14 protein-coding genes are annotated in these 18,988 nt (G+C 73.5%); 7 read left to right on the forward strand and 7 right to left on the reverse strand.

All coding sequences use genetic code 11. From position 1 onward, the window contains the following. The first annotated feature begins 34 nt into the window (after window positions 1-34). The 3 genes from DWV08_RS03025 (at window position 35) to ettA (ending at window position 3,663) form a co-directional block, all read left to right on the forward strand. A complete protein-coding gene (locus DWV08_RS03025) occupies window positions 35-1,165 on the forward strand; it encodes a YlbL family protein (RefSeq protein ID WP_241237303.1) in 1,131 nt (376 codons plus the stop codon). Then, window positions 1,162-1,854 carry an HAD family hydrolase gene (locus tag DWV08_RS03030; RefSeq protein ID WP_115412452.1) on the forward strand — a complete coding sequence of 231 codons (693 nt, stop codon included), beginning with the start codon at window positions 1,162-1,164 and terminating at the stop codon, window positions 1,852-1,854. Before DWV08_RS03025 ends, DWV08_RS03030 begins: the two co-directional genes overlap by 4 nt. A 126-nt stretch (window positions 1,855-1,980) precedes the next feature. Beyond that, entirely contained in the window at window positions 1,981-3,663 is a 1,683-nt protein-coding gene (gene ettA / locus DWV08_RS03035) for an energy-dependent translational throttle protein EttA (RefSeq protein WP_115412453.1), read from the forward strand. Between the two features lie 96 nt (window positions 3,664-3,759). Here ettA and DWV08_RS03040 read toward each other — a convergent pair whose 3' ends face one another. Next, window positions 3,760-5,319, reverse strand: a complete 1,560-nt coding sequence (locus DWV08_RS03040; RefSeq protein WP_115412454.1) for a sigma-70 family RNA polymerase sigma factor — start codon at window positions 5,317-5,319, stop codon at window positions 3,760-3,762. Window positions 5,320-5,644: 325 nt separating this feature from the next. On the opposite strand from DWV08_RS03040, the gene glgP reads away from it, so the two are divergent. Together glgP and DWV08_RS03050 are read left to right on the forward strand one after the other, a co-directional pair. After that, complete coding sequence (gene glgP / locus DWV08_RS03045) at window positions 5,645-8,209, forward strand: alpha-glucan family phosphorylase (RefSeq protein WP_115412455.1); 2,565 nt, start codon at window positions 5,645-5,647, stop codon at window positions 8,207-8,209. 35 nt (window positions 8,210-8,244) lie between these two features. After that, window positions 8,245-9,564, forward strand: a complete 1,320-nt coding sequence (locus DWV08_RS03050) for an extracellular solute-binding protein (RefSeq protein WP_241237304.1) — start codon at window positions 8,245-8,247, stop codon at window positions 9,562-9,564. 4 nt (window positions 9,565-9,568) lie between these two features. Here the strand turns inward: DWV08_RS03050 and DWV08_RS03055 are convergent, their stop codons facing one another. After that, entirely contained in the window at window positions 9,569-10,504 is a 936-nt protein-coding gene (locus tag DWV08_RS03055; RefSeq protein WP_115412456.1) for an acyl-CoA thioesterase, read from the reverse strand. A 40-nt stretch (window positions 10,505-10,544) separates the two neighbouring features. Between DWV08_RS03055 and DWV08_RS03060 the strand changes: the two genes are divergently transcribed. Next, entirely contained in the window at window positions 10,545-11,078 is a 534-nt protein-coding gene (locus tag DWV08_RS03060) for an acyl-CoA thioesterase (protein ID WP_115412457.1), read from the forward strand. 45 nt (window positions 11,079-11,123) lie between these two features. On the opposite strand, the gene DWV08_RS03065 is transcribed toward DWV08_RS03060, so the two are convergent. From DWV08_RS03065 to DWV08_RS03085, 5 genes are all read right to left on the reverse strand, one after another. Continuing rightward, the gene (locus tag DWV08_RS03065; RefSeq protein ID WP_115412458.1) at window positions 11,124-11,597 is read right to left on the reverse strand and encodes a globin; all 474 of its coding nucleotides are present in this window, start codon (window positions 11,595-11,597) and stop codon (window positions 11,124-11,126) included. 67 nt (window positions 11,598-11,664) lie between these two features. Next, window positions 11,665-12,615 (reverse strand): mechanosensitive ion channel family protein, encoded by a 951-nt coding sequence (locus DWV08_RS03070; RefSeq protein WP_115412459.1) that lies wholly within the window; start codon window positions 12,613-12,615, stop codon window positions 11,665-11,667. Window positions 12,616-12,687: 72 nt separating this feature from the next. Next, window positions 12,688-15,249, reverse strand: a complete 2,562-nt coding sequence (gene pepN / locus DWV08_RS03075) for an aminopeptidase N (protein WP_115412460.1) — start codon at window positions 15,247-15,249, stop codon at window positions 12,688-12,690. Between the two features lie 105 nt (window positions 15,250-15,354). Continuing rightward, on the reverse strand, window positions 15,355-16,008 hold the full coding sequence (locus DWV08_RS03080) for a ribonuclease FAU-1 family protein (protein WP_162801484.1): 654 nt from the start codon (window positions 16,006-16,008) through the stop codon (window positions 15,355-15,357). Between the two features lie 142 nt (window positions 16,009-16,150). Next, the gene (locus tag DWV08_RS03085) at window positions 16,151-17,515 is read right to left on the reverse strand and encodes a serine/threonine-protein kinase (RefSeq protein ID WP_162801485.1); all 1,365 of its coding nucleotides are present in this window, start codon (window positions 17,513-17,515) and stop codon (window positions 16,151-16,153) included. Between the two features lie 94 nt (window positions 17,516-17,609). Between DWV08_RS03085 and DWV08_RS03090 the strand changes: the two genes are divergently transcribed. Then, window positions 17,610-18,965, forward strand: coding sequence for a hypothetical protein (locus DWV08_RS03090; protein WP_162801486.1), 1,356 nt, complete (start codon window positions 17,610-17,612; stop codon window positions 18,963-18,965). The last annotated feature ends 23 nt before the right edge of the window (window positions 18,966-18,988 follow it).

Genomic DNA, 18,988 nt, shown 5'->3' on the forward strand with positions numbered 1-18,988 from the left:
TGGGCACCTGCTCCGGGTGGGGCACAATGTCCGGGTGATCGATCGCCCCGCCCCCTCCCCGCGCCCGCGTCGGGTGCGGGCGCTGCTCGCCCGCACCGTCGACGACGCCCAGCTCGCCCGGCCGGTCACGGCGCTCGTGTCCCTGGCCGTGCTCTGCGTGATGATCCTGGTGGGCTCGCTGCTGCCGGTGCCCTACGTGATCGAGCGGCCCGGCCCCGCGATCGACGTGCTCGGCGAGTACCAGGACGAGCAGATCCTGGTGATCGAGGGCGCGGACACCTACGAGACCGAGGGCGCGCTGATGATGACCACCGTCTCGGTGGACGGCGGCCCCGGGTACCGGGTCACCCCCGTCGAGGTGGTCACGGCCTGGTTCTCCCCCACCAGGCAGGTGCTGCCGCGGGAGGCGGTCTTCCCCGAGGGGCAGACCCGCGAGGAGACCGCTCTCACCAACGTCGCCGCGATGAGCACCTCGCAGCAGGGCGCCGTGGCCGTCGCGCTGGGCGAGCTCGGCATCGCGCACGAGGACGTGGTGATGATCGCGGGGGTCGAGGAGGGCGGCGCGGCCGAGGGCACGCTCGAGGGCGGGGACGTGCTCCTCGCCGTCGACGGCGAGAGCGCGCAGGACGTCGAGGGCTACCAGCAGCTGATCCGCGCGGTCCCGGACGGCGAGGACATCCCGATGACCGTGCTGCGCGACGGCGAGGAGCTCGACCTCGAGGTCCCCACCCGGGAGGTGGACGGCCGCTCGATGATGGGCGTGGTGCTCGCGCGCGGCTTCTCCTTCCCGCTCGACGTGGAGATCGCCGTGGGGGACATCGGCGGGCCCAGCGCCGGCATGATGTTCTCGCTGTCGGTGTACGACCAGCTCACCCCCGGGGCGCTCACGGGCGGTCACCGGATCGCCGGCACCGGCACCCTCGCCGAGGACGGCACCGTGGGGCCGATCGGCGGGATCCGCCAGAAGATGGCGGGCGCGGAGGACTCCGACGCGGAGTTCTTCCTCGCCCCCTCCCAGAACTGCGAGGAGGTGGTCGGTCACGTGCCCGAGGAGCTCGACGTGGTGGCCGTCTCCACCTTCGACGAGGCGCTCGCCGCCACCGAGACCATCGCCGAGACCGGCGACACCGAAGGCCTGACCACCTGTGAGGACGTGACATCGTGAGCTCGAAGAACCGACGCCGCACCCCGCGGAGGCCCACCGTGGTGTTCGACTTCGGCGGTGTGCTGAGCGCCGGGCACGACCCGGTCCCGGACGTCCACGAGCTGCTGGGCGGCGACGTCGAGACCCTGCGCGAGGCGCTGTGGCGCGAGCGCCCCGCCTACGACGGCGGGGAGATCGACGCCGCCGCGTACTGGGGCGCGGTCGCCGCCTCCGTGGGCGTCGAGCACCTCACCGAGGAGGAGGTGGCGGAGCTGCAGCGGGCCGACAACCGCTACTTCCTGCGCCTGGACCCCGACTCCCGCGCGCTGCTCCACGACCTGGCCCGCCACCGGGTGCGGCTCGCGCTGCTCTCCAACGCCTCCGTGGCCTTCGGCGAGGACGTGCGCCGCGCCGACTGGTTCGAGGCGTTCACCCTCGCGGTGATCTCGGGGGAGGAGCGCACGGTCAAGCCGGAGCGGGAGATCTACGACATCCTGCTGGACGTGCTCGCCCACGAGACCGGGGGAGTGTCCGTGCCGTCCTCGGTGCTCTTCTTCGACGATCGCGAGGACAACGTGGCCGCCGCCCGCGCGCTCGGGATCGATGCCCACCACTGGCCGCGCAACGGGGATGCGCACCCCGAGGGGACCGAGCACGGCGCGGCGATCGCCCGGCGGGTCCTCGCCGAGCGCGGCATCACGCTGGACTGATCGCGCCTCGGGGCACACCGCCGGGGCGGGGTAGAGTCGGGCATCGTGACGACTCCCGAGCGGCACCGCGACGCGGCGCGCCGGTGAGACGTCCGCACACCGACCACCCTTCGACAAGGACACACAGTGGCAGAGTTCATCTACACGATGTACAAGGCGCGCAAGGCCGTGGGAGACAAGGTCATCCTCGATGACGTCACCATGAGCTTCTACCCGGGCGCGAAGATCGGCATGGTGGGCCCCAACGGCGCCGGCAAGTCGACGATCCTGAAGATCATGGCCGGGCTGGACCAGCCCTCCAACGGCGAGGCCCGCCTCAGCCCCGGCTACAGCGTGGGCATCCTGCTGCAGGAGCCGCCCCTGGACGAGTCCAAGACGGTGCTCGAGAACGTCCAGGAGGGCATGGGCGACCTGTACCGCAAGGTCCAGCGCTTCAACGCGATCGGCGAGGAGATGGCCGAGCCCGATGCGGACTTCGACGCGCTGATGGCGGAGATGGGCACGCTCCAGTCCGACATCGACGCCGCCAACGGCTGGGACCTCGACTCCCAGCTGGAGCAGGCCATGGACGCGCTGCGTTGCCCGCCCGGCGACGAGCCGGTCACCCACCTCTCCGGCGGCGAGAAGCGCCGCGTGGCGCTGTGCAAGCTCCTGCTGGAGAAGCCGGACCTGCTGCTGCTGGACGAGCCCACCAACCACCTCGACGCCGAGAGCGTGCTCTGGCTCGAGCAGCACCTCCAGCAGTACGAGGGCGCGGTCATCGCCGTCACTCACGACCGCTACTTCCTCGACCACGTCGCCCAGTGGATCGCCGAGGTCGACCGCGGCCACCTCTACCCCTACGAGGGCAACTACTCCACCTACCTGGAGAAGAAGGAGGAGCGCCTGCAGGTCCAGGGCAAGAAGGACCAGAAGCTCGCCAAGCGCCTCAAGGAGGAGCTGGAGTGGGTGCGCTCCAACGCCAAGGGCCGCCAGGCGAAGTCCAAGTCGCGACTGGCCCGCTACGAGGAGATGGCCGCGGAGGCGGAGAAGACCCGCAAGCTCGACTTCGAGGAGATCACGATCCCGCCCGGCCCCCGCCTGGGCAGCAAGGTGATCGAGGCGAAAGACCTGACGAAGGGCTTCGGCGAGCGGATGCTCATCGACGGCCTCTCCTTCTCCCTGCCCCCGAACGGGATCGTGGGCGTGATCGGCCCGAACGGCGTGGGCAAGACCACCCTGTTCAAGACCATCGTGGGCCTCGAGCCGCTGGACGGCGGCGACCTCGAGGTGGGCCAGAGCGTCCAGATCAGCTACGTGGACCAGAACCGCGAGAACATCGACCCGAACAAGAACCTGTGGGAGGTCGTCTCCGACGGGCTCGACTTCATCCAGGTGGGCAAGGTGGAGATCCCCTCGCGCGCCTACGTCTCCCAGTTCGGCTTTAAGGGACCGGATCAGCAGAAGAAGGCCGGGGTGCTCTCCGGCGGCGAGCGCAACCGCCTGAACCTCGCGCTCACCCTCAAGCAGGGCGGCAACGTGCTGCTGCTGGACGAGCCCACCAACGACCTCGACGTGCAGACCCTCGGCTCGCTCGAGAACGCGCTGCTGGAGTTCCCCGGCTGCGCCGTGGTGGTCTCCCACGACCGCTGGTTCCTGGATCGCGTGGCCACCCACATCCTGGCCTACGAGGGCACCGAGGAGAACCCGGCGAACTGGTACTGGTTCGAGGGCAACTTCGAGTCGTACCAGGCCAACAAGGTGGCCCGCCTGGGCGAGGAGGCGGCGCGCCCGCACCGCGTCACCTACCGTCGCCTCACCCGCGACTGAGCGCAGCGGCCCACCCGACGGACCCCCTGCCCGCCTCGGCGGTCAGGGGGTCCGTCGTCGTCCCGGGGCGGAGGACCGCAGGGGGAGCGGGGCGGCTCAGGAGCTCGCGGGCTCCTGATCCGCCGGCTCGAGGGTCGCGACCATCCGGGACGACGGGGCGCCGGAGCCGCTGCCCGGCGCCATCTCGCGGGTGACGAACAGGGAGCTCGCCTGCTCGGGGGAGAGGAACTCCACGGTGCCCTCCGCGGAGAGCTCGAGCACGCCGAGGCTGCGGGGCGTGCCGTCCTCGTCGCTCCACAGCTCCAGCACCTCGCCCTCGTGCCCGGCGACACCCTCGGCGCGCAGCGCCACGCCCTCCTCGCTCAGCACCGCCTGCCAGGTGCCGTTGTCGCTGATCCCGTGCACGAGACGGGCATCGGGCGCCATCGTCCCCTGGACCCAGCCGGCGGAGAACTCGCGCGCCTCGTCCAGGTCGCGGTGGGCGTCGAGCAGCAGCACCGAGAGCACCGCCACGGCGAGCAGGCCCAGCACGGCCGCGGAGCGGGAGACCCACGACGCGCGCGCCGGGCCGGGGCGGCGCGCCTCCCGGCGCCGCGCACGGCGGGAACGGCGGGAGCGCTGCTTCTCGTCGGCCGCGCGGAAGGCGAAGACGGGCGCGCCCTGCTGCTCTGCGCTCTCCTGTCCCGCGCCCTGCAGCCCCGCGCCCTGCAGCCCCATGCTCTGCGGCGCCGCGCCCGGGGCGTCCGGCGTCGCCGCCGCCCCTCCCGCGCCGCCCGGGTGCAGCATCCCCGCATGAGCGGGCGGTCCCACCCGACGACGCTGGGAGTCGGTGCCCAGCACCGGGGTGGCATAGGTGCCGCCGTAGGCGGGTTCCGCGGGAGAGGGCGCCGGCCGCGCGACGAACCCCTCGAGCACGGCGGGCCGCAGGTCGCGCGAGGGCGGCACGGCGGTGAGCAGCGCCAGCCGCGCCGCCGCCTCGATCGCATGGCGGTGGATGCCGGCGGTCTCGGGAGATCCCGTGAGCTCCCGCAGACGACGACGCTCCTCGACATCGGCGAGAGCCAGGGCGTCCAGGGCGCCGAGGCCCCGCGTCTCGGGGTCGCGGGGGCCGCCCAGGGGCACCAGCGCCTCGAGCACGTCGGCCAGCGCCACCGCGGCCCGGCGGCGCGCCTGGCCGGTCGCGGCGAAGCGGCCCTGCGCGGCGGACTCCACCAGGGCGCGCCCGGCCGGCGGCAGCTCCAGCAGCACCCGCAGCACCTCCGCCTCGCGGCGGTCGCTGGTGCGGTCCTCCGCGGGGCCGGGGCCGGCCAGCGAGCGCACGTCCCCGCGGGGGTGCGTGGCCACGGCCGCGCGGCGGGCGCGGTCCAGCACCGCCGCCTCGCCGGGCAGACCGCTGGCGGCGAGCTCGGCGGCGTCGCGCAGGCAGGAGCGCAGCACGCTCACGGTGAGCTTCTCCGCCCGGGCGGCGGAGCCCGTCATGTGCACGGCGAGGCCGTGGACCCGGGCGCCGAGCACGTCCACCAGGGCGGCGGCGGCGCGCTGGTCGCCGCCCGCTGTGCGGCGCAGCAGGGTGCGGAGGGGATCCACCCGCAGCCCGAGATCGATGGTGTCCTCCGGGATCGCCGGCATCTCCCCGGTCCCTGCCTCGCTGCCCATCGGGCTCCTCCCTGCGGTGCTCGCTCGCCCTGCGGCGCCGCCCCCACGGTGCCGGGGCACCGCCGGTCCCCCACGGTGCGGAGCCATTGTCGCAGGCCGGGGAGCGCTCCGCGGGTCGACGGGCGAGGACCGGAGCCGGCCGCGCCGCGCCCGCGGTGAGAAAGTTCTTGCAAGACGCCCCTCCATGAGGTGCGCCCTGGGGGAGTCGGTGAGGGCCAGATAAATGTCGCCGCAGGTGAACACCCTGTGGACGGCAGGTCGACGGCGGGTTCCACGGCGCAAGAAGGGCGCAAGAACCGGGTCCGCCGTCGGGTATCGTGGCCCCATGAAGCCGCTCTCGCTCCTCACGGTCTCCTCCGAGCTCCCCGAGGCCCTCGCGCCGCTGCGCGACCTCGCCCTGAACCTCCGCTGGACCTGGCGCCGGCAGGCCGCGGACCTGTTCCGCTCCCTGGACCCGCACGCCTTCGTCGAGAGCGGGGAGAACCCCCTCGCGATGCTCTCGCAGGTCCCCGCGGGCCGCCTCGCCGAGGCCGCGCACGACGAGGCCTTCCTCGCCCGGATGCGCTCGGAGATGGGGGACCTCGGCACCTACGTGGGCTCCGGCCGCTGGTTCCAGCGCACCGTCCCCGGTGCCCAGGGGCACGGCGAGGGCTCCACCATCGCCTACTTCTCCATGGAGTTCGGCATCACGCCCACCCTGCCGATCTACTCCGGGGGCCTCGGTATCCTCGCCGGCGACCATCTGAAGTCCGCCTCGGATCTGGGCGTGCCGCTGGTGGCGGTGGGCCTGCTCTACCAGTGGGGCTACTTCTCCCAGTCCCTGGACCGCAGCGGCTGGCAGCAGGAGGAGTATCGCCTCAACGATCCCTCGCAGCTGCCGGTGGAGCCGGTGCGGGAGGCGGACGGCGAGCAGCTCACGGTGTCGGTGACCCTGCCCGGCGGCCGCGAGGTGACGATCGCGGTGTGGGTGGCGACGGTGGGCCGGGTCCCGCTGCTGCTGCTGGACACCAACCTGGAGGTCAACGACGAGGCCGGCCGGGCGATCACCGACCGTCTCTACGGCGGCGATCACGAGCACCGCATCGTGCAGGAGATCGTGCTGGGCATCGGCGGGGTCCGCGCGGTGGAGGCGTTCAGCGCGCTCACCGGCGCCCCCGCCCCCACCGTGTTCCACCTCAACGAGGGCCACGCCGGGTTCTCCGGCCTCGAGCGCGTGGGGCGCCTGATGCAGGGCGGCGCCGGCTTCGCGGAGTCGGTCGCCCAGGTGCGCGCGGGGACCGTGTTCACCACCCACACCCCGGTGCCCGCCGGCATCGACCGCTTCGACGCCTCCCAGCTGCGCGGCCACCTCGACGCCGACGAGTCCGGGATCTCCCGCCTCATCCCCTCCCTGCCCGTGGAGGCGGCGCTCGCACTCGGCATCGAGGAGGGCGGGGACGTGTTCAACATGGCCCAGCTCGGCTTCCGCATCGCCCAGCGCGCCAACGGCGTGGCGCGCCTGCACGGCGCGGTCTCCCGCGGCATGTTCCAGGACCTCTACCCGGGCTTCGACGTGCCCGAGGTGCCGATCGGCTCGGTCACCAACGGCGTGCACCGCCGCACCTGGACCTCCGCGCACATGGACGACCTGTACAAGAAGGCCCTGGGCGACGTGGACATCTCCTCGCTGCAGGACTGGAGCGCCCTGTCCACCCTCACCGACCACGAGCTCACCGAGACCCGGGACGCGCTGCGTGCGGACCTGGTCACGATGGCGCGCCGGCACGTGAAGGAGTCCTGGCTGCGGCGCGGCGCCGACGAGGCCGAGCTGGCCTGGACCGATCACATCCTCGATCCGCGGGCGCTGACCATCGGCTTCGCCCGCCGCGTCTCCACCTACAAGCGCCTCACGCTGATGCTCTCCGATCCCGAGCGTCTGCGTCGGATCCTGCTGGACGAGGAGCGTCCGGTGCAGATCGTGGTGGCTGGCAAGTCCCATCCGGCGGACCGTCCCGGCAAGGAGTTCCTCCAGCAGCTGGTGCAGTTCGCGGACGACCACGGGGTGCGCCACCGCATCGCCTTCCTGCCCGACTACGACATCCGCATGGCCTCGGTGCTGATCGCCGGCTCGGACGTGTGGCTGAACAACCCGATCCGTCCCGAGGAGGCCTCGGGCACCTCCGGCATGAAGGCGGTGCTCAACGGCTCCCTCACCTTCTCCGTCTCCGACGGCTGGTGGGACGAGATGCGCGACGACGAGGCCGGCTGGACCATCCCCACCGCCGAGGTGGAGGACCAGGGTCAGCGCGACCGGATCGAGGCGGAGGCGCTCTACGAGATCCTCGAGCAGTCGATCGTGCCGCTGTTCTACGAGCGGGACGCGCGCGGCATGCAGCGCGGCTGGATGACGAAGGTGCGCTCCTCGCTGGTGAAGATCGCGCCGCGGATAACCGCGGCCCGGATGGTGCGCGACTACGTCACCGACCTCTACCTCCCCGCCGCGCGCGCCGCCTCCGCGTTCACCGCGGATCCGGCGCTGGCCGGCGAGTTCACCGCCTGGAAGGAGACGATCCAGCGCGAGTGGCACGCGGTGGCCGTGCGGGGCGCGGAGCTGGAGGGCGCCGACGGCGGCGCGGTGCGCACCGGCGCCGAGATCACCCTGCGGGCCGACGTGGAGCTCGGGGCGCTGCGCGACACGGACGTGCTCGTCGAGGCGGTGCTGGGCGAGATCGGGCCCGGGGATGAGATCATCGAGCCTCAGCTGATCCCGCTGCAGCGCGAGGAGGACGGCCGCTGGGTCGCCCGCTTCGCGCTGACCGCTCCCGGACGGGTGGGCTGCACCGTGCGGGTCACCCCGCAGCACCCGGTGCTCGCCTCCCGCGCCGAGCTCGGGCTGGTCACCACCGCCTGAGCGACACCGCACCACCGCTCGAAAGGCTCCGCTCCGTGCCCACCCGTCGCCAGCTCCTGCTCTCCACCGCTGCGATGGGCATGGCCGGGGCGGGGGCGCTCGCCGGCTGCTCCCGGCGCCGCTCCGTCGAGCTTGACGACGGGGACGCGCTGCGGATGCGGGTGTGGAGCGAGGCGGCGGCCTCGGCCTACGAGACCTCGCTGGCCGAGTTCACCGCGCAGACCGGCGTGGAGGTGGAGCTCGAGGTGCTGGGCTGGGACGACTACTGGACCCAGCTGCCGCTCGACGTCGCCTCCGGCGACCTACCCGACGTGCTGTGGATGAACACCGCGAACCTCGCCCAGGCGCACGCCGGCGGGGTGCTGCTGGAGGTCGGGGACGCGCTGGGTCGGGACGTCGGGCGGTGGGAGGACGCCCCCACGGAGCTGTACCGGATCGAGGACGGTCTGTGGGGCGTGCCGCAGGTGTGGGAGCAGAGCATCCTGGTGGCCCACGAGGGCCTGGTCGCCGCGGTGGAGGGGGACGCCTCGGCGCTCACCTTCGAGACCGGTGCCGACAGCGACCCGCTGCGGGAGCTGGCGCGGAAGGTCACCGTGGACGGCGAGGGCCGCCACCCCGGGGACGACGGCTTCGACCCGGACACCCGCGCGATCCACGGCGTCAGCGCCCAGAGCGACCGCACCGCCGTGCTGGGGCCGTTCATCGCCGCCCAGGGCGGCACCTGGCAGGACGAGGAGGGCCGGATCGCCTTCGCCTCCGAGGAGGGGATCGCGGCCGTGCAGTACCTCGCGGACCTCGCCGCCTCCCACCTCGCCCCGTCGGGGCGGGACACCGTGGAGGACCCGGACCTGTGCCTGTCGCTGTTCCTGCAGGGCAAGCTCGCCCTGCTGCAGACGGGCACCTACGACCTCCACACCCTCGCCGAGGAGATCGGCGGCGACTTCGAGTGGGCGATCCACCCGGTGATCGCCGGCCCCGAGGGGACGTGCCCGCTGGTGCACGCGGTGGCAGCGGTGGGCGTGGACCCGGACGACGAGGACCGCGAGGCGGCCGTGGTGGAGCTGCTGCGCTGGCTGGGCGGGGCCGACGGCCAGCGGCCGCTGGCGGAGAACCGCCTGGGGATCCCCGCGCACCGCGACCTGCGCGGCGCCTGGGAGGACGGCTGGGCCGAGCTCGGCGTGGACACCACCGGGATGGAGGTGCCCACCACCATCGCGCGGCCCGAGTGCGGGGACCGCTCCGCGATCGCGACCGGCACCGCGATGCCGATCATCGAGGAGGTGTTCCTCGGCGAGGCCGACGCCGCCGAGGCCCTGCCCCGCGCCCAGGAGGAGGCGAACGCCGCGCTGGGGTGATCCCTCAGCGCGGCTGCGGCGCCCGGATCATCCCCTCCTGGGTGACGGTCGCGACCAGGTTCCCGGCCCGGTCGAACACCTGGCCGTGGGTGAGGCCGCGCCCGCCCGAGGCCGAGGGGGAGCGCTGCACGTACAGCAGCCACTCGTTCGCGTCGGCATGGCGGTGCCACCAGATCGCGTGGTTGATCGTCGCCATCTTCAGGCCGGGCGTCATCCAGCTCAGCCCCTGCCGGCGCAGGATCGGCTCGAACGGGGTGTAGTCGCTGGCGAAGGCCAGGATCGCGTCGTGCAGCAGCGGATCCGCGTCCACCGGGGCGAGGGTGCGCATCCACACCATCTGGGTCTCGGCGGTGTCCGAGGCGGGATCCGGTCGCAGGTAGATCGGGTCGGTGACGTGACGGATGTCGATCGGCCGCTGCGTGGACCAGTAGTGCGCCACCGGGTGGTCGATCCCGGCGAGCACCTCCGCGGTGGTGGGCAGCCCCTCGGGATCGGGGGCCTCGGGTGCGCGCTCCTGGTGCTCAAGCCCGTCCTGCGTCTCCTGGAACGAGGCGGTCATCGCGAGGATCGTGCGCTCCTCCTCGTCGGCCTCCCGGCCCGGCTGGGTGGCCAGCACCCGCCGCACCGAGAACGAGCCGCCGTCGCGCAGCGCGTCCACCTGGAAGCGGATCGGGTGCCGGGGATCGCCGGGGGCGAGGAAGTAGGAGTACATCGAATGGATGCGGCGCTCCGCGGAGACCGTGCGCCCCACGGCGGTGACCGCCTGGCCCATCACCTGGCCGCCGAACACGTGCCCGCCGGGATGCGGGGAGGAGTCCCCCTGGTAGGCGGCGACGGTGGCGGGGGTGGAGAACTCCCCGAAGGGGGCGGTCTCGCGCAGGTCGAGCAGGTCCACGAGACCGGCGGCGATCTCCGAGGGGTCGGGGTGCGGGAGCGTCATGCGCACGATCGTACTGGTCATCCGCTCTACCATGAGTCTCATGACGTTCCCCGCTGATGATGAGCACCTCGATGCCGCTCCCGAGCGCACGCCCGTCCCCGTCGACGTCCCCGTCGCCGTGCGCTGGACGGATCTGGACGCCTACGGGCACGTGAACAACGCCGCGATGGTGCGCCTGCTCGAGGAGGCCCGTGTGGCCGCCTTCTGGCAGCCGCCGGCCGAGCAGCTGGCCCTGGGCGCCCCGGCCCCGGCGGCGCCGCTGCCGGTGAGCGGCGCCGGCTCCGCGCTCAGCACCGTCATCGCCTCGCAGCGGATCGAGTACGCCCGCTCCCTGGGGCACCGCCGCGACGGCGTGGTGGTGCGGCTGTGGTTGTCGCGGATCGGCGGGGCGAGCCTCAGCGTGGACTACCTGGTGCTCACCCGCGACGATCCCGACGGCACCGCGCCCTACGCGCGGGCGCGCACCGTGGTGGTGATGGTGGACGCGGCCGACGGCACGCCGGTGCGCCTCGGGGCCGACGTGCGCGAACGGCTCGCCCACGTCACGGGCGAGCCGCTGCGCTTCCGCGACTGAGGGGCGGACGGGCGGGATCCTCCCCGGCGGAGGAGCCCGGCCAGCTCACTGCAGACGGTCCGGGACCTGCTGCCCGGCGGCGGGCGCCTCGCCGCCGTCGATCGTGTTCACCAGCGAGTGCGCGGCCCGCTCGAGGTAGTCCCACAGCGTCTGCTCGTGCAGCGGGGCGAGCTCCAGCGACTCCACCGCCACGCGCATGTGCTGCAGCCAGGCGTCCCGCGCGGCCGGCGAGACGGGGAACACCGCATGGCGCATCCGCAGCCGCGGGTGCCCGCGCTCCTCGCCGTACGTCTTGGGCCCGCCCCAGTACTGGGCGAGGAAGGTGGCCAGGCGGTGGCGGGCCCCGGCGAGATCCTCCTCCGGGTACATCGGCCGCAGCAGCGGATCCTCCGCGACGCCCTCGTAGAAGCGGTCCACCAGGCGCACGAAGGCGTTGAGTCCGCCGATCGCCTCGTAGAAGGTGATCTGCGGGGCGGGGCGCGCCTCCGGCGGCGGGGTGCGGGGATCGGGCGTGGTCATGGGAACTCCTCGACGGCCAGCGGGGTCGGTGGGGCGGGATCAGCGGCGCAGGATCAGCGGCGCTCGGTCAGCTCTGCACCGTCTCGACGAAACGGGGCATCGCGAAGGGGATGTCCGCCGCGGCGAAGCCGGCGCGGATCCGGGCGCGCAGCTCGCGCTCGATCTCCCACTGCTGGCCGGGGGCGGTCTGCAGGGTCACGCGGCGCTGGTAGCGGTTGCCGTCCACGGAGAGGATGCCGCTGATCTCGCCGGGGGCGAGGGCGGTGTCCTTCCAGGCGGGGTCCTCCGCGATCTCGGTGGCGACCTTCTCGGCCACCTGCGTGACCAGGTCGTCGTCCGCCTCCGCGGAGATGTCCAGGACCACCACGGCGGTGGAGTAGCCGCGCGCGTAGTTGCCCACGCGGACGATCTCGCCGTTGCGCACCGTCCACAGCACGCCGTCGATGCCGCGCACCTGGGTGGCGCGCAGGTTGATCGACTCGACGGTGCCCTCGGCGTACTCCAGGTCCACCCAGTCGCCCACGGCGACGATGTCCTCGAACAGCATCACGACGCCGGCGACGACGTCCTTGATGATGGTCTGCGCGCCGATGCCGGCGGCCAGGCCCACCACGCCGAGGCTCGCGATCACCGGGGCGATGTTCACGCCGATCTCGGAGAGGATCATCATCGAGGCGATCGCCCAGATCATCACGTGCGCGATGTTGCGGGCCACGTTCGACAGCGTGCTCGCCCGCTGCTCGCGACGGGCCTGGGCGGCCTTCTGCGATTTCGGGTCGCGGCGGATCACGGTGCCGGTGACGCTCGAGATCTTGGTGCCCGACTGCACCATGGTGCGGAAGAAGCGGCGCAGGAACCAGCCCGCCAGGAAGCTCAGCAGAGCGGCGGCGAACAGGATGATCACGATCTTCACGCCGCTCGAGAGGAGCCAGCTCACCAGCTGGTCCATCAGCGTCAGGGCGTCGTCGGCGGTCGGTGCGGTCAGAAGCGTTCCGGGGTCCTGGGAATGGTCCAACATGACTTCGACGATAACGGCGCCCAGGGCCGCTGTCTGGAGCGGTCCTGGGCGAGGTCGATCACGCTTCGGGACTCAGGGGAGATCCGCGGCGCGCACCCGCTCCTGCCGGGCCACGGTGTCGCGGCCCTCGACGATGATGCGGCGCAGGCCGAACGGCGCCTCCTCGGCGTCCGCCAGCCAGGCGTCGGCGGCATCGAGCACGCCCTGCCCGCCGTAGGAGTGGGGGAAGTAGCCGCCGACGATGCGGGTGGCGATCTCGTGCGAGCGCTCCTGCCACACCCGCGAGATCGCCTCGAAGTAGCGCTGACGGTACGGGGTCAGCAGCGTCTCGTCGGTGACTCGACGGAAGCCCTGGATCACGGCCGTGATCGACTCGTTGGCCAGCGTGTCCTTCTCGACGGTGCGCCGCCACGCCTTCGCCTTGGCGACCTCGGTGGGCAGGGCGGCCCGCGCGGTGAGGGCGTGCTTGCGGCCGGACTGGGTGTCGTCGGCGGCGAGCTGCTCGTCGATGCCGGCGGCGTCGATCCCGCCCAGCACCGCCAGGGCGATCACCAGCTTCCAGCGCAGGTCGGTGTCGATGGTGCGGCCGGGCAGGGTGATGCTGCCGCCCAGCAGGCCCTCGAGGGTGTGGCGGTGCTCCTCGGAGCGGGCCAGCCGGGCGAAGGTCTCCACGAACTGCAGCTGCGCGTCGGAGCCGTCCGCGGCGGCGAGCGCGAGCTCCCACACGGCGGTCGCGGCCTGCTCGGTGCGCAGCGCGCGCTGATCGGGTGCGGCGTAGGGCCCGGCGACGGTCTCGAGCTGCTGCAGCAGGGTGCGCACCACGGAGGAGGAGTCCTCCCCGGTGAGGTTCGCGAGCACCAGCTGCTGGTAGCGGCGGCTGGGCAGCTCGCCGTCGCGCACCATGTCCCAGGCGGCGGACCACAGCAGGGTGCGGGCCAGGGCGTCGTCGAGGTCGCGCAGGTGCTCCATCGCCACGGCGAGGGACTGCTCGTCCAGCCGCACCTTGGTGTAGGCGAGGTCGCCGTCGTTGAGCAGCCAGAGATCGGCGCGGGTGCCCACCAGGGCGGGCACCTCGGTGAGCTCGCCGTCCACGTCCAGCTCCACGGACTCGGTGCGCTCCAGCGCGCCGTCCTGGAGACGGAACCCGCCCACCTGGAGACGGTGCGGGCGCAGGGTGGGATGCTCCTCGGGAGCGCTCTGGGCGATCGCGAAGCGGGTCACGGTGCCGTCGGCGTCGCGCTCGATCACCGGGCGCAGGGTAGTCACCCCGGCGCGCTGCAGCCACAGCTGGGCCCAGCGGGTCAGGTCGCGGCCGCTGGTGGCCTCGAGCTCCGCGAGCAGATCGGTGAGCTCGGTGTTGCCCCAGGCGTGCTTGGCGAAGTAGGCGCGCACCCCCGAGAAGAACTCCTCCCGCCCCACGTAGGCGACCAGCTGGCGCAGCACCGAGGCGCCCTTGGCGTAGGTGATGCCGTCGAAGTTCGTCTCCACCGCCTCGAGGTCCACCATGTCCGCGACCACGGGGTGGGTGGAGGGCAGCTGGTCCTGCTGGTAGGCCCAGCCCTTCTCCGAGAGCGCGAAGGTGGTCCAGGAGTCGCTCCAGCGGGTGGCCTCGGCGCTGGCCAGGGTGGAGGCGTACTCGGCGAACGACTCGTTCAGCCACAGGTCGTCCCACCAGCGCATGGTCACCAGGTCGCCGAACCACATGTGGGCGAGCTCGTGGAGGATCGTGAGGTCGCGCCGCTCGCGGATCGCGTCCGAGACGTCGGAGCGGAACACGTAGGCCTCGACGTAGGTGACGGCGCCGGGGTTCTCCATTGCGCCCATGTTGTACTCCGGCACGAACACCTGGTCGTACTTGCGGAACGGGAAGTCCTGGTCGAAGGCCTCCTCGTAGAAGTCGATGCCGGCCTTCGTCACGTCGATGACGTTCTGGGCGTCGACGTGCTCGGCGAGGGAGGCGCGGGCGAACACGCCCATCGGGATCTCGCGCCCGTCGCGGGCGGTGACCGAGCCGGTGCCGCCCTGGTAGTTGCCGGCGATGAGCGCGACGAGGTAGGTGGAGATCCGCTCGGTGGGCTCGAAGGCCCAGGTGGCGACGTCGGCGCCGGCCTCGTGCCGGGCGTCCTGCGGGGCCGGGGTGGGGGCGTTGGAGATCACCCGCCAGTGGGCGGGGGCGGTGACCGTCAGCGCGAAGGTCGCCTTCAGATCGGGCTGCTCGAAGCAGGCGAACATGCGCCGGGCGTCGGAGACCTCGAACTGCGTGTACAGGTACACCTCGTCGTCCACCGGGTCCACGAAGCGGTGCAGGCCCTCGCCGGTGTTCATGTACCGGCCGGTGGCGAGCACCCGCACCACGTTCTCGCCCTCGACCAGCGCGGGCAGGTGCACCCGGGCGCCGTCGAAGCGGGAGGCGGGATCCTCCAGCAGCTCGCCGTTGAGCTCGATCTCCGCCACCTCCTCGGCGATCAGGTCGAGGAAGGTCTCCTGCGCGGCGGTGGAGGAGAAGCGGAGCGTGGTCTCGGTGCGGAACGTCCGCTCGCCCGTGGTGAGGTCCAGGCGGATGTCGTAGGTGTCGGTGCTGAGGAACGAGGCACGGCTACGTGCTTCGTCGCGAGTGAGGTTCTCGGATGCCATGGCCCCCATCTTGCCACCGTCCGCTCCGTGGACGGGCCGGGACGGGGAGGTCGGGGTGCGGAGGCAGGGACGTGCCGGGGCGGCGCGGCCCGGTGCTCCGTGCTGTCAGCGCCGGGTGAGGTCCAGATCCCAGCGGTAGTGCTCGGGCAGCCGGGGCAGCGGCCACGACGGATCGGGGAAGAAGTACTCGTAGCCGGCGGAGAACGGGTAGCTCCACTCGGCGATGTGCTGCTCCGCCTCGCGACCCGCGGCGCGGATCTCCGCCACCTCCTCGGGCGTGAAGTACCCGGTGCGCTCGGCGCCCTCGAGCTCGTCCTCGTCCTTGTAGTGCCAGTCCTTGCGCGGCAGCACCACCAGGTCGAGCACCAGGTCGCGGGTGCGCACACCCTCCTCGGTGCGCTCCAGCGGGGTCTCGAGGTTCACGTAGTAGCAGCCCAGCGAGCCGTCGTCCTTGTAGAACAGCCAGATCGAGTAGGGCCGCCCGGGCAGACCGATCATGAGGATGCCGTTGCCCGTCCACAGCTGCTTGGACTGCACGCGGGGGGCGGTGAACATGCCCTCGTCGCCGGCGCGGCGCAGCGCCGCCCCGGAGTGGAGCACTGGCAGCAGCACCTCGGTGCCGGGCGCGATCCAGACCACCACGCCGCGTTCGTCGTCGAGCACGACGGTGCCGGGGCGGACGGTGCGGGTGGGGTGCTGTGGAGTGTAGTAGGTCCAGGTCACCTGGTCGCCGGGCGACCAGCGCGGGGTGGAAGACATGGTGGTGATCCCGGCCGGATCGGCCTCCACGGACGCCCCGTACCGACCGGCCACCGGGCCGGGGCTGCACTGCCCGTGAAGGGGTAGGCGTATGGGGCGACCATACCGCCTCGCCCTCGCGCCCGGCGGCGACGCGCCGTCCTCACCCCAGGGCGGCCCAGAGCAGCCCGGCCGCGCCGCCCAGGCTGAGCACGGAGATCGCCAGCAGCGACACGCCGGTCCACAGTGAGGCGCCGCGGCGGGGGCCGGAGGGCGGCTGTGCGGGAGCGGTGGGAGCGCCTGCGGGGTCAGGACCCGACGACGGGGCGGGCGAGGCGCCTGCCGACGGCGCGCCCGGCGACGGTGCGCCCGGCGACGGCGCGCCCGGCGCCTGCTGCGGCCAGGTGGGGGCATGGACGAAGCGCTCGGTGGTGCCGTGCGGGGCGGGCGCCGTCGGGCTCGTGGCGGCCGGGGGTGCCGAATCCGCCGTGGCGAGGCCCGCCGAGCCCGCCGGCGCGGGGCCGGCGGAGGCGGCGGAGGAGGGGGCCGTAGGGGCCTCCGCGTCCGCGCTCGCCGAGAGCCGCTCGTGCAGCCCGGGGGCGAGACCGGCGAGGGAGCCGGGACCGTCCAGCGGCACCTCGGGCCGGCCATCGGCGGAGGGGATCCGGTCCCCGAGCACCACGGGGCGGCCGTCGGCGGTGCGCGACCACGTCGCGGCGGGCGTGGAAGGCGGCGGGATCCTGTCCCGGGCCTGCGCCGCGGTGGGGCGGGCCGTCTCCTCGGGGTCCAGCATCGTGCGCAGCAGGTCCCCGAGCGGGCGCGCGGCGGGGTCGGGGTGCCCCGCCAGCAGCTCCTCGAGGCGCGGGAGCAGCTCGTGGGGCGCGTACCGCTGCCGCGGCGGAGCGGGGGAGAGCGCCTCGAGCGCGCAGGCCGCCGCGGCCCAGACGTCCTGCGCGGAGGAGGTGCCGGCCCCGGCCAGCACCTCCGGCGCCATGTAGCCCGGGGTGCCGTGGGCGAAGCCCGTCTCGGTGAGCCGCACGTCGCTCTCGTGCAGGGCGATGCCGAAGTCCGCCAGCAGCAGGTGCGGGGCGGCCGCCCCGGTGGCGTCCAGCAGCAGGTTCGCGGGCTTCACGTCGCGGTGCACCCAGTGCGCCGCATGCATCGCCGCGAGCGCATCCAGCAGCTGCCGCAGCAGCTGGGCGACCAGGGAGGGGGAGAGAGGTCCGTGCTCCGCCAGCGCGCTCGCCAGGGTTCCTCCGTGCACCAGCGGCATCACCAGCACGATGGTGTCGTCCTCGGCGGCCCAGGTGTAGGGAGGCAGCAGGTGGGGGTGCTGCCCGAGCCCCTGCGCGGAGCCCACGGTCTGCTCGCGCACGAAGCGCAGCACCTCCGCGCCGTCCCGCTGGCGCATCACCTTCGCCGCGCACACCGCCCCGTAGCGCAGGTCGATCGCGCGCCACAGCGAGCCCGAGGCGCCCCGGGCGAGGGGATCGAGCAGGGCGATACGGCCGGCGATCACATCGGACATGATGGAGGTCATGGTAGGGCACCGGCGATCTGGCACCCTGTCTCCAGCGGTTCCCGGCGCTCCGCCCCCGCCCGTCCCGATCTCAGGAGGACGCATGTCCCGCTCCGTGGGTGTTCCCGCCGTGCCCCCGCGCCTTCGCGGGACGCCCCTGCGGCCGCTGCTGGCGGTGCTGGTCAGCGCCGCGCTGCTGCTGGTGGGCGGGGCGCCGGCGGCGCTCGCCGATCCCGCGGAGGAGCCGCCGGTGCCGGAGCACGCCTACCGGGCGGAGGGCCCTGCGGTGAGCGGCGGCGGCTCGCAGGCGCAGGCGCCGCTGATCGTGCCCGGCATCCACCGCGACAGCTTCGCCCGCGGCGTGCAGGTGGACGAGGAGAGCGAGGAGGAGACTCCCGGGACCGTGAAGTACTACCGGATCGCGGTGGGCGGCGGGCAGCGCGTGCACGCGGCCGCGACCATCTCCGCGCCCCCGGTCGAGGGCGGGCTCCCCGAGGACCCGGGAGACCTGGGCGTGGCGGTCTCGTTCCTCACCGCGGACGGGGACGCCTGCGACGGGGAGTGGGTGCGCGACACCGGCGAGTCCCGCACGGCCGACGGGCCGATCACCTCCACCGTCGTCTCCGGCACGATGGGCTTCGACGGCTGCGCGGGCGACGAGCTGTTCCTCAAGGTGCGACGGACGGGCACCGCCGCGGCCGGGACCCCGCTACCGGTGGAGATCCAGGTGGCGGTGGAGCCCGCCGGGCTCGACGGCGCCGCCCCCGCGGTCACCGAGGCGATCGAGGACGACGGCGCGACCCCGGTCCCGCCTGCCGACGACCAGCCGCTCGAGCCCGGTCGCTCCTTCGCCACCGCGGTCGCCGTGGAGCCCGGCTCCTACGTGCTCGAGATCGACCCGGGCGAGGTGGCCCTGCTGCGGCTCCCGGTCGCCGAGGGGCAGCGCCTGCGATGGCGGGTGGAGGAGAGCGCCCAGCCCGAGGGCGCCGGCGGGCTCGCCCTGCGCGTGTACAACCCGGCGCGCGAGCAGGTGACCGTGGGCGGCGGCAGCTGGACGATGCGGGCGCAGGATCCCGTCACCGGCGGCGGGATGCGCGCCCCGGTGGACCTCGGCAACCGCAGCTCGGACCTCGGGGCCGTCGCCTCCGCCTGGCTGCCGGGGACCCACACCGTGGTGCTGCAGCGCCTGCAGCGCGATGCCGACGACGAGCCGGCCGGGGAGGGCGCCGTCACCCTCGTGCTCACCCTTGAGGTGGAGGGCGAGCGGGCCGAGGACGCCGCCGAGGAGCCGGTGCTCGACAGCGGCGAGACCACCCTCGAGCACGGCCCGCTCTCCTCCCTCGGGATCGACGCGCCGTGGAGCCGCCTGGCGATGGTCGCCGGCGCCGGCGCGCTCGCCCTGCTGGGACTGCTCACCGGGATCGCGGGGATCGTGGTGCTCCGCGCCCGACGCCGCTGAGCCGCCGGGGGAGCGGCCGACGG

The sequence above is a fragment of the Brachybacterium saurashtrense genome (assembly GCF_003355475.1).
Lineage (GTDB): Bacteria > Actinomycetota > Actinomycetes > Actinomycetales > Dermabacteraceae > Brachybacterium > Brachybacterium saurashtrense.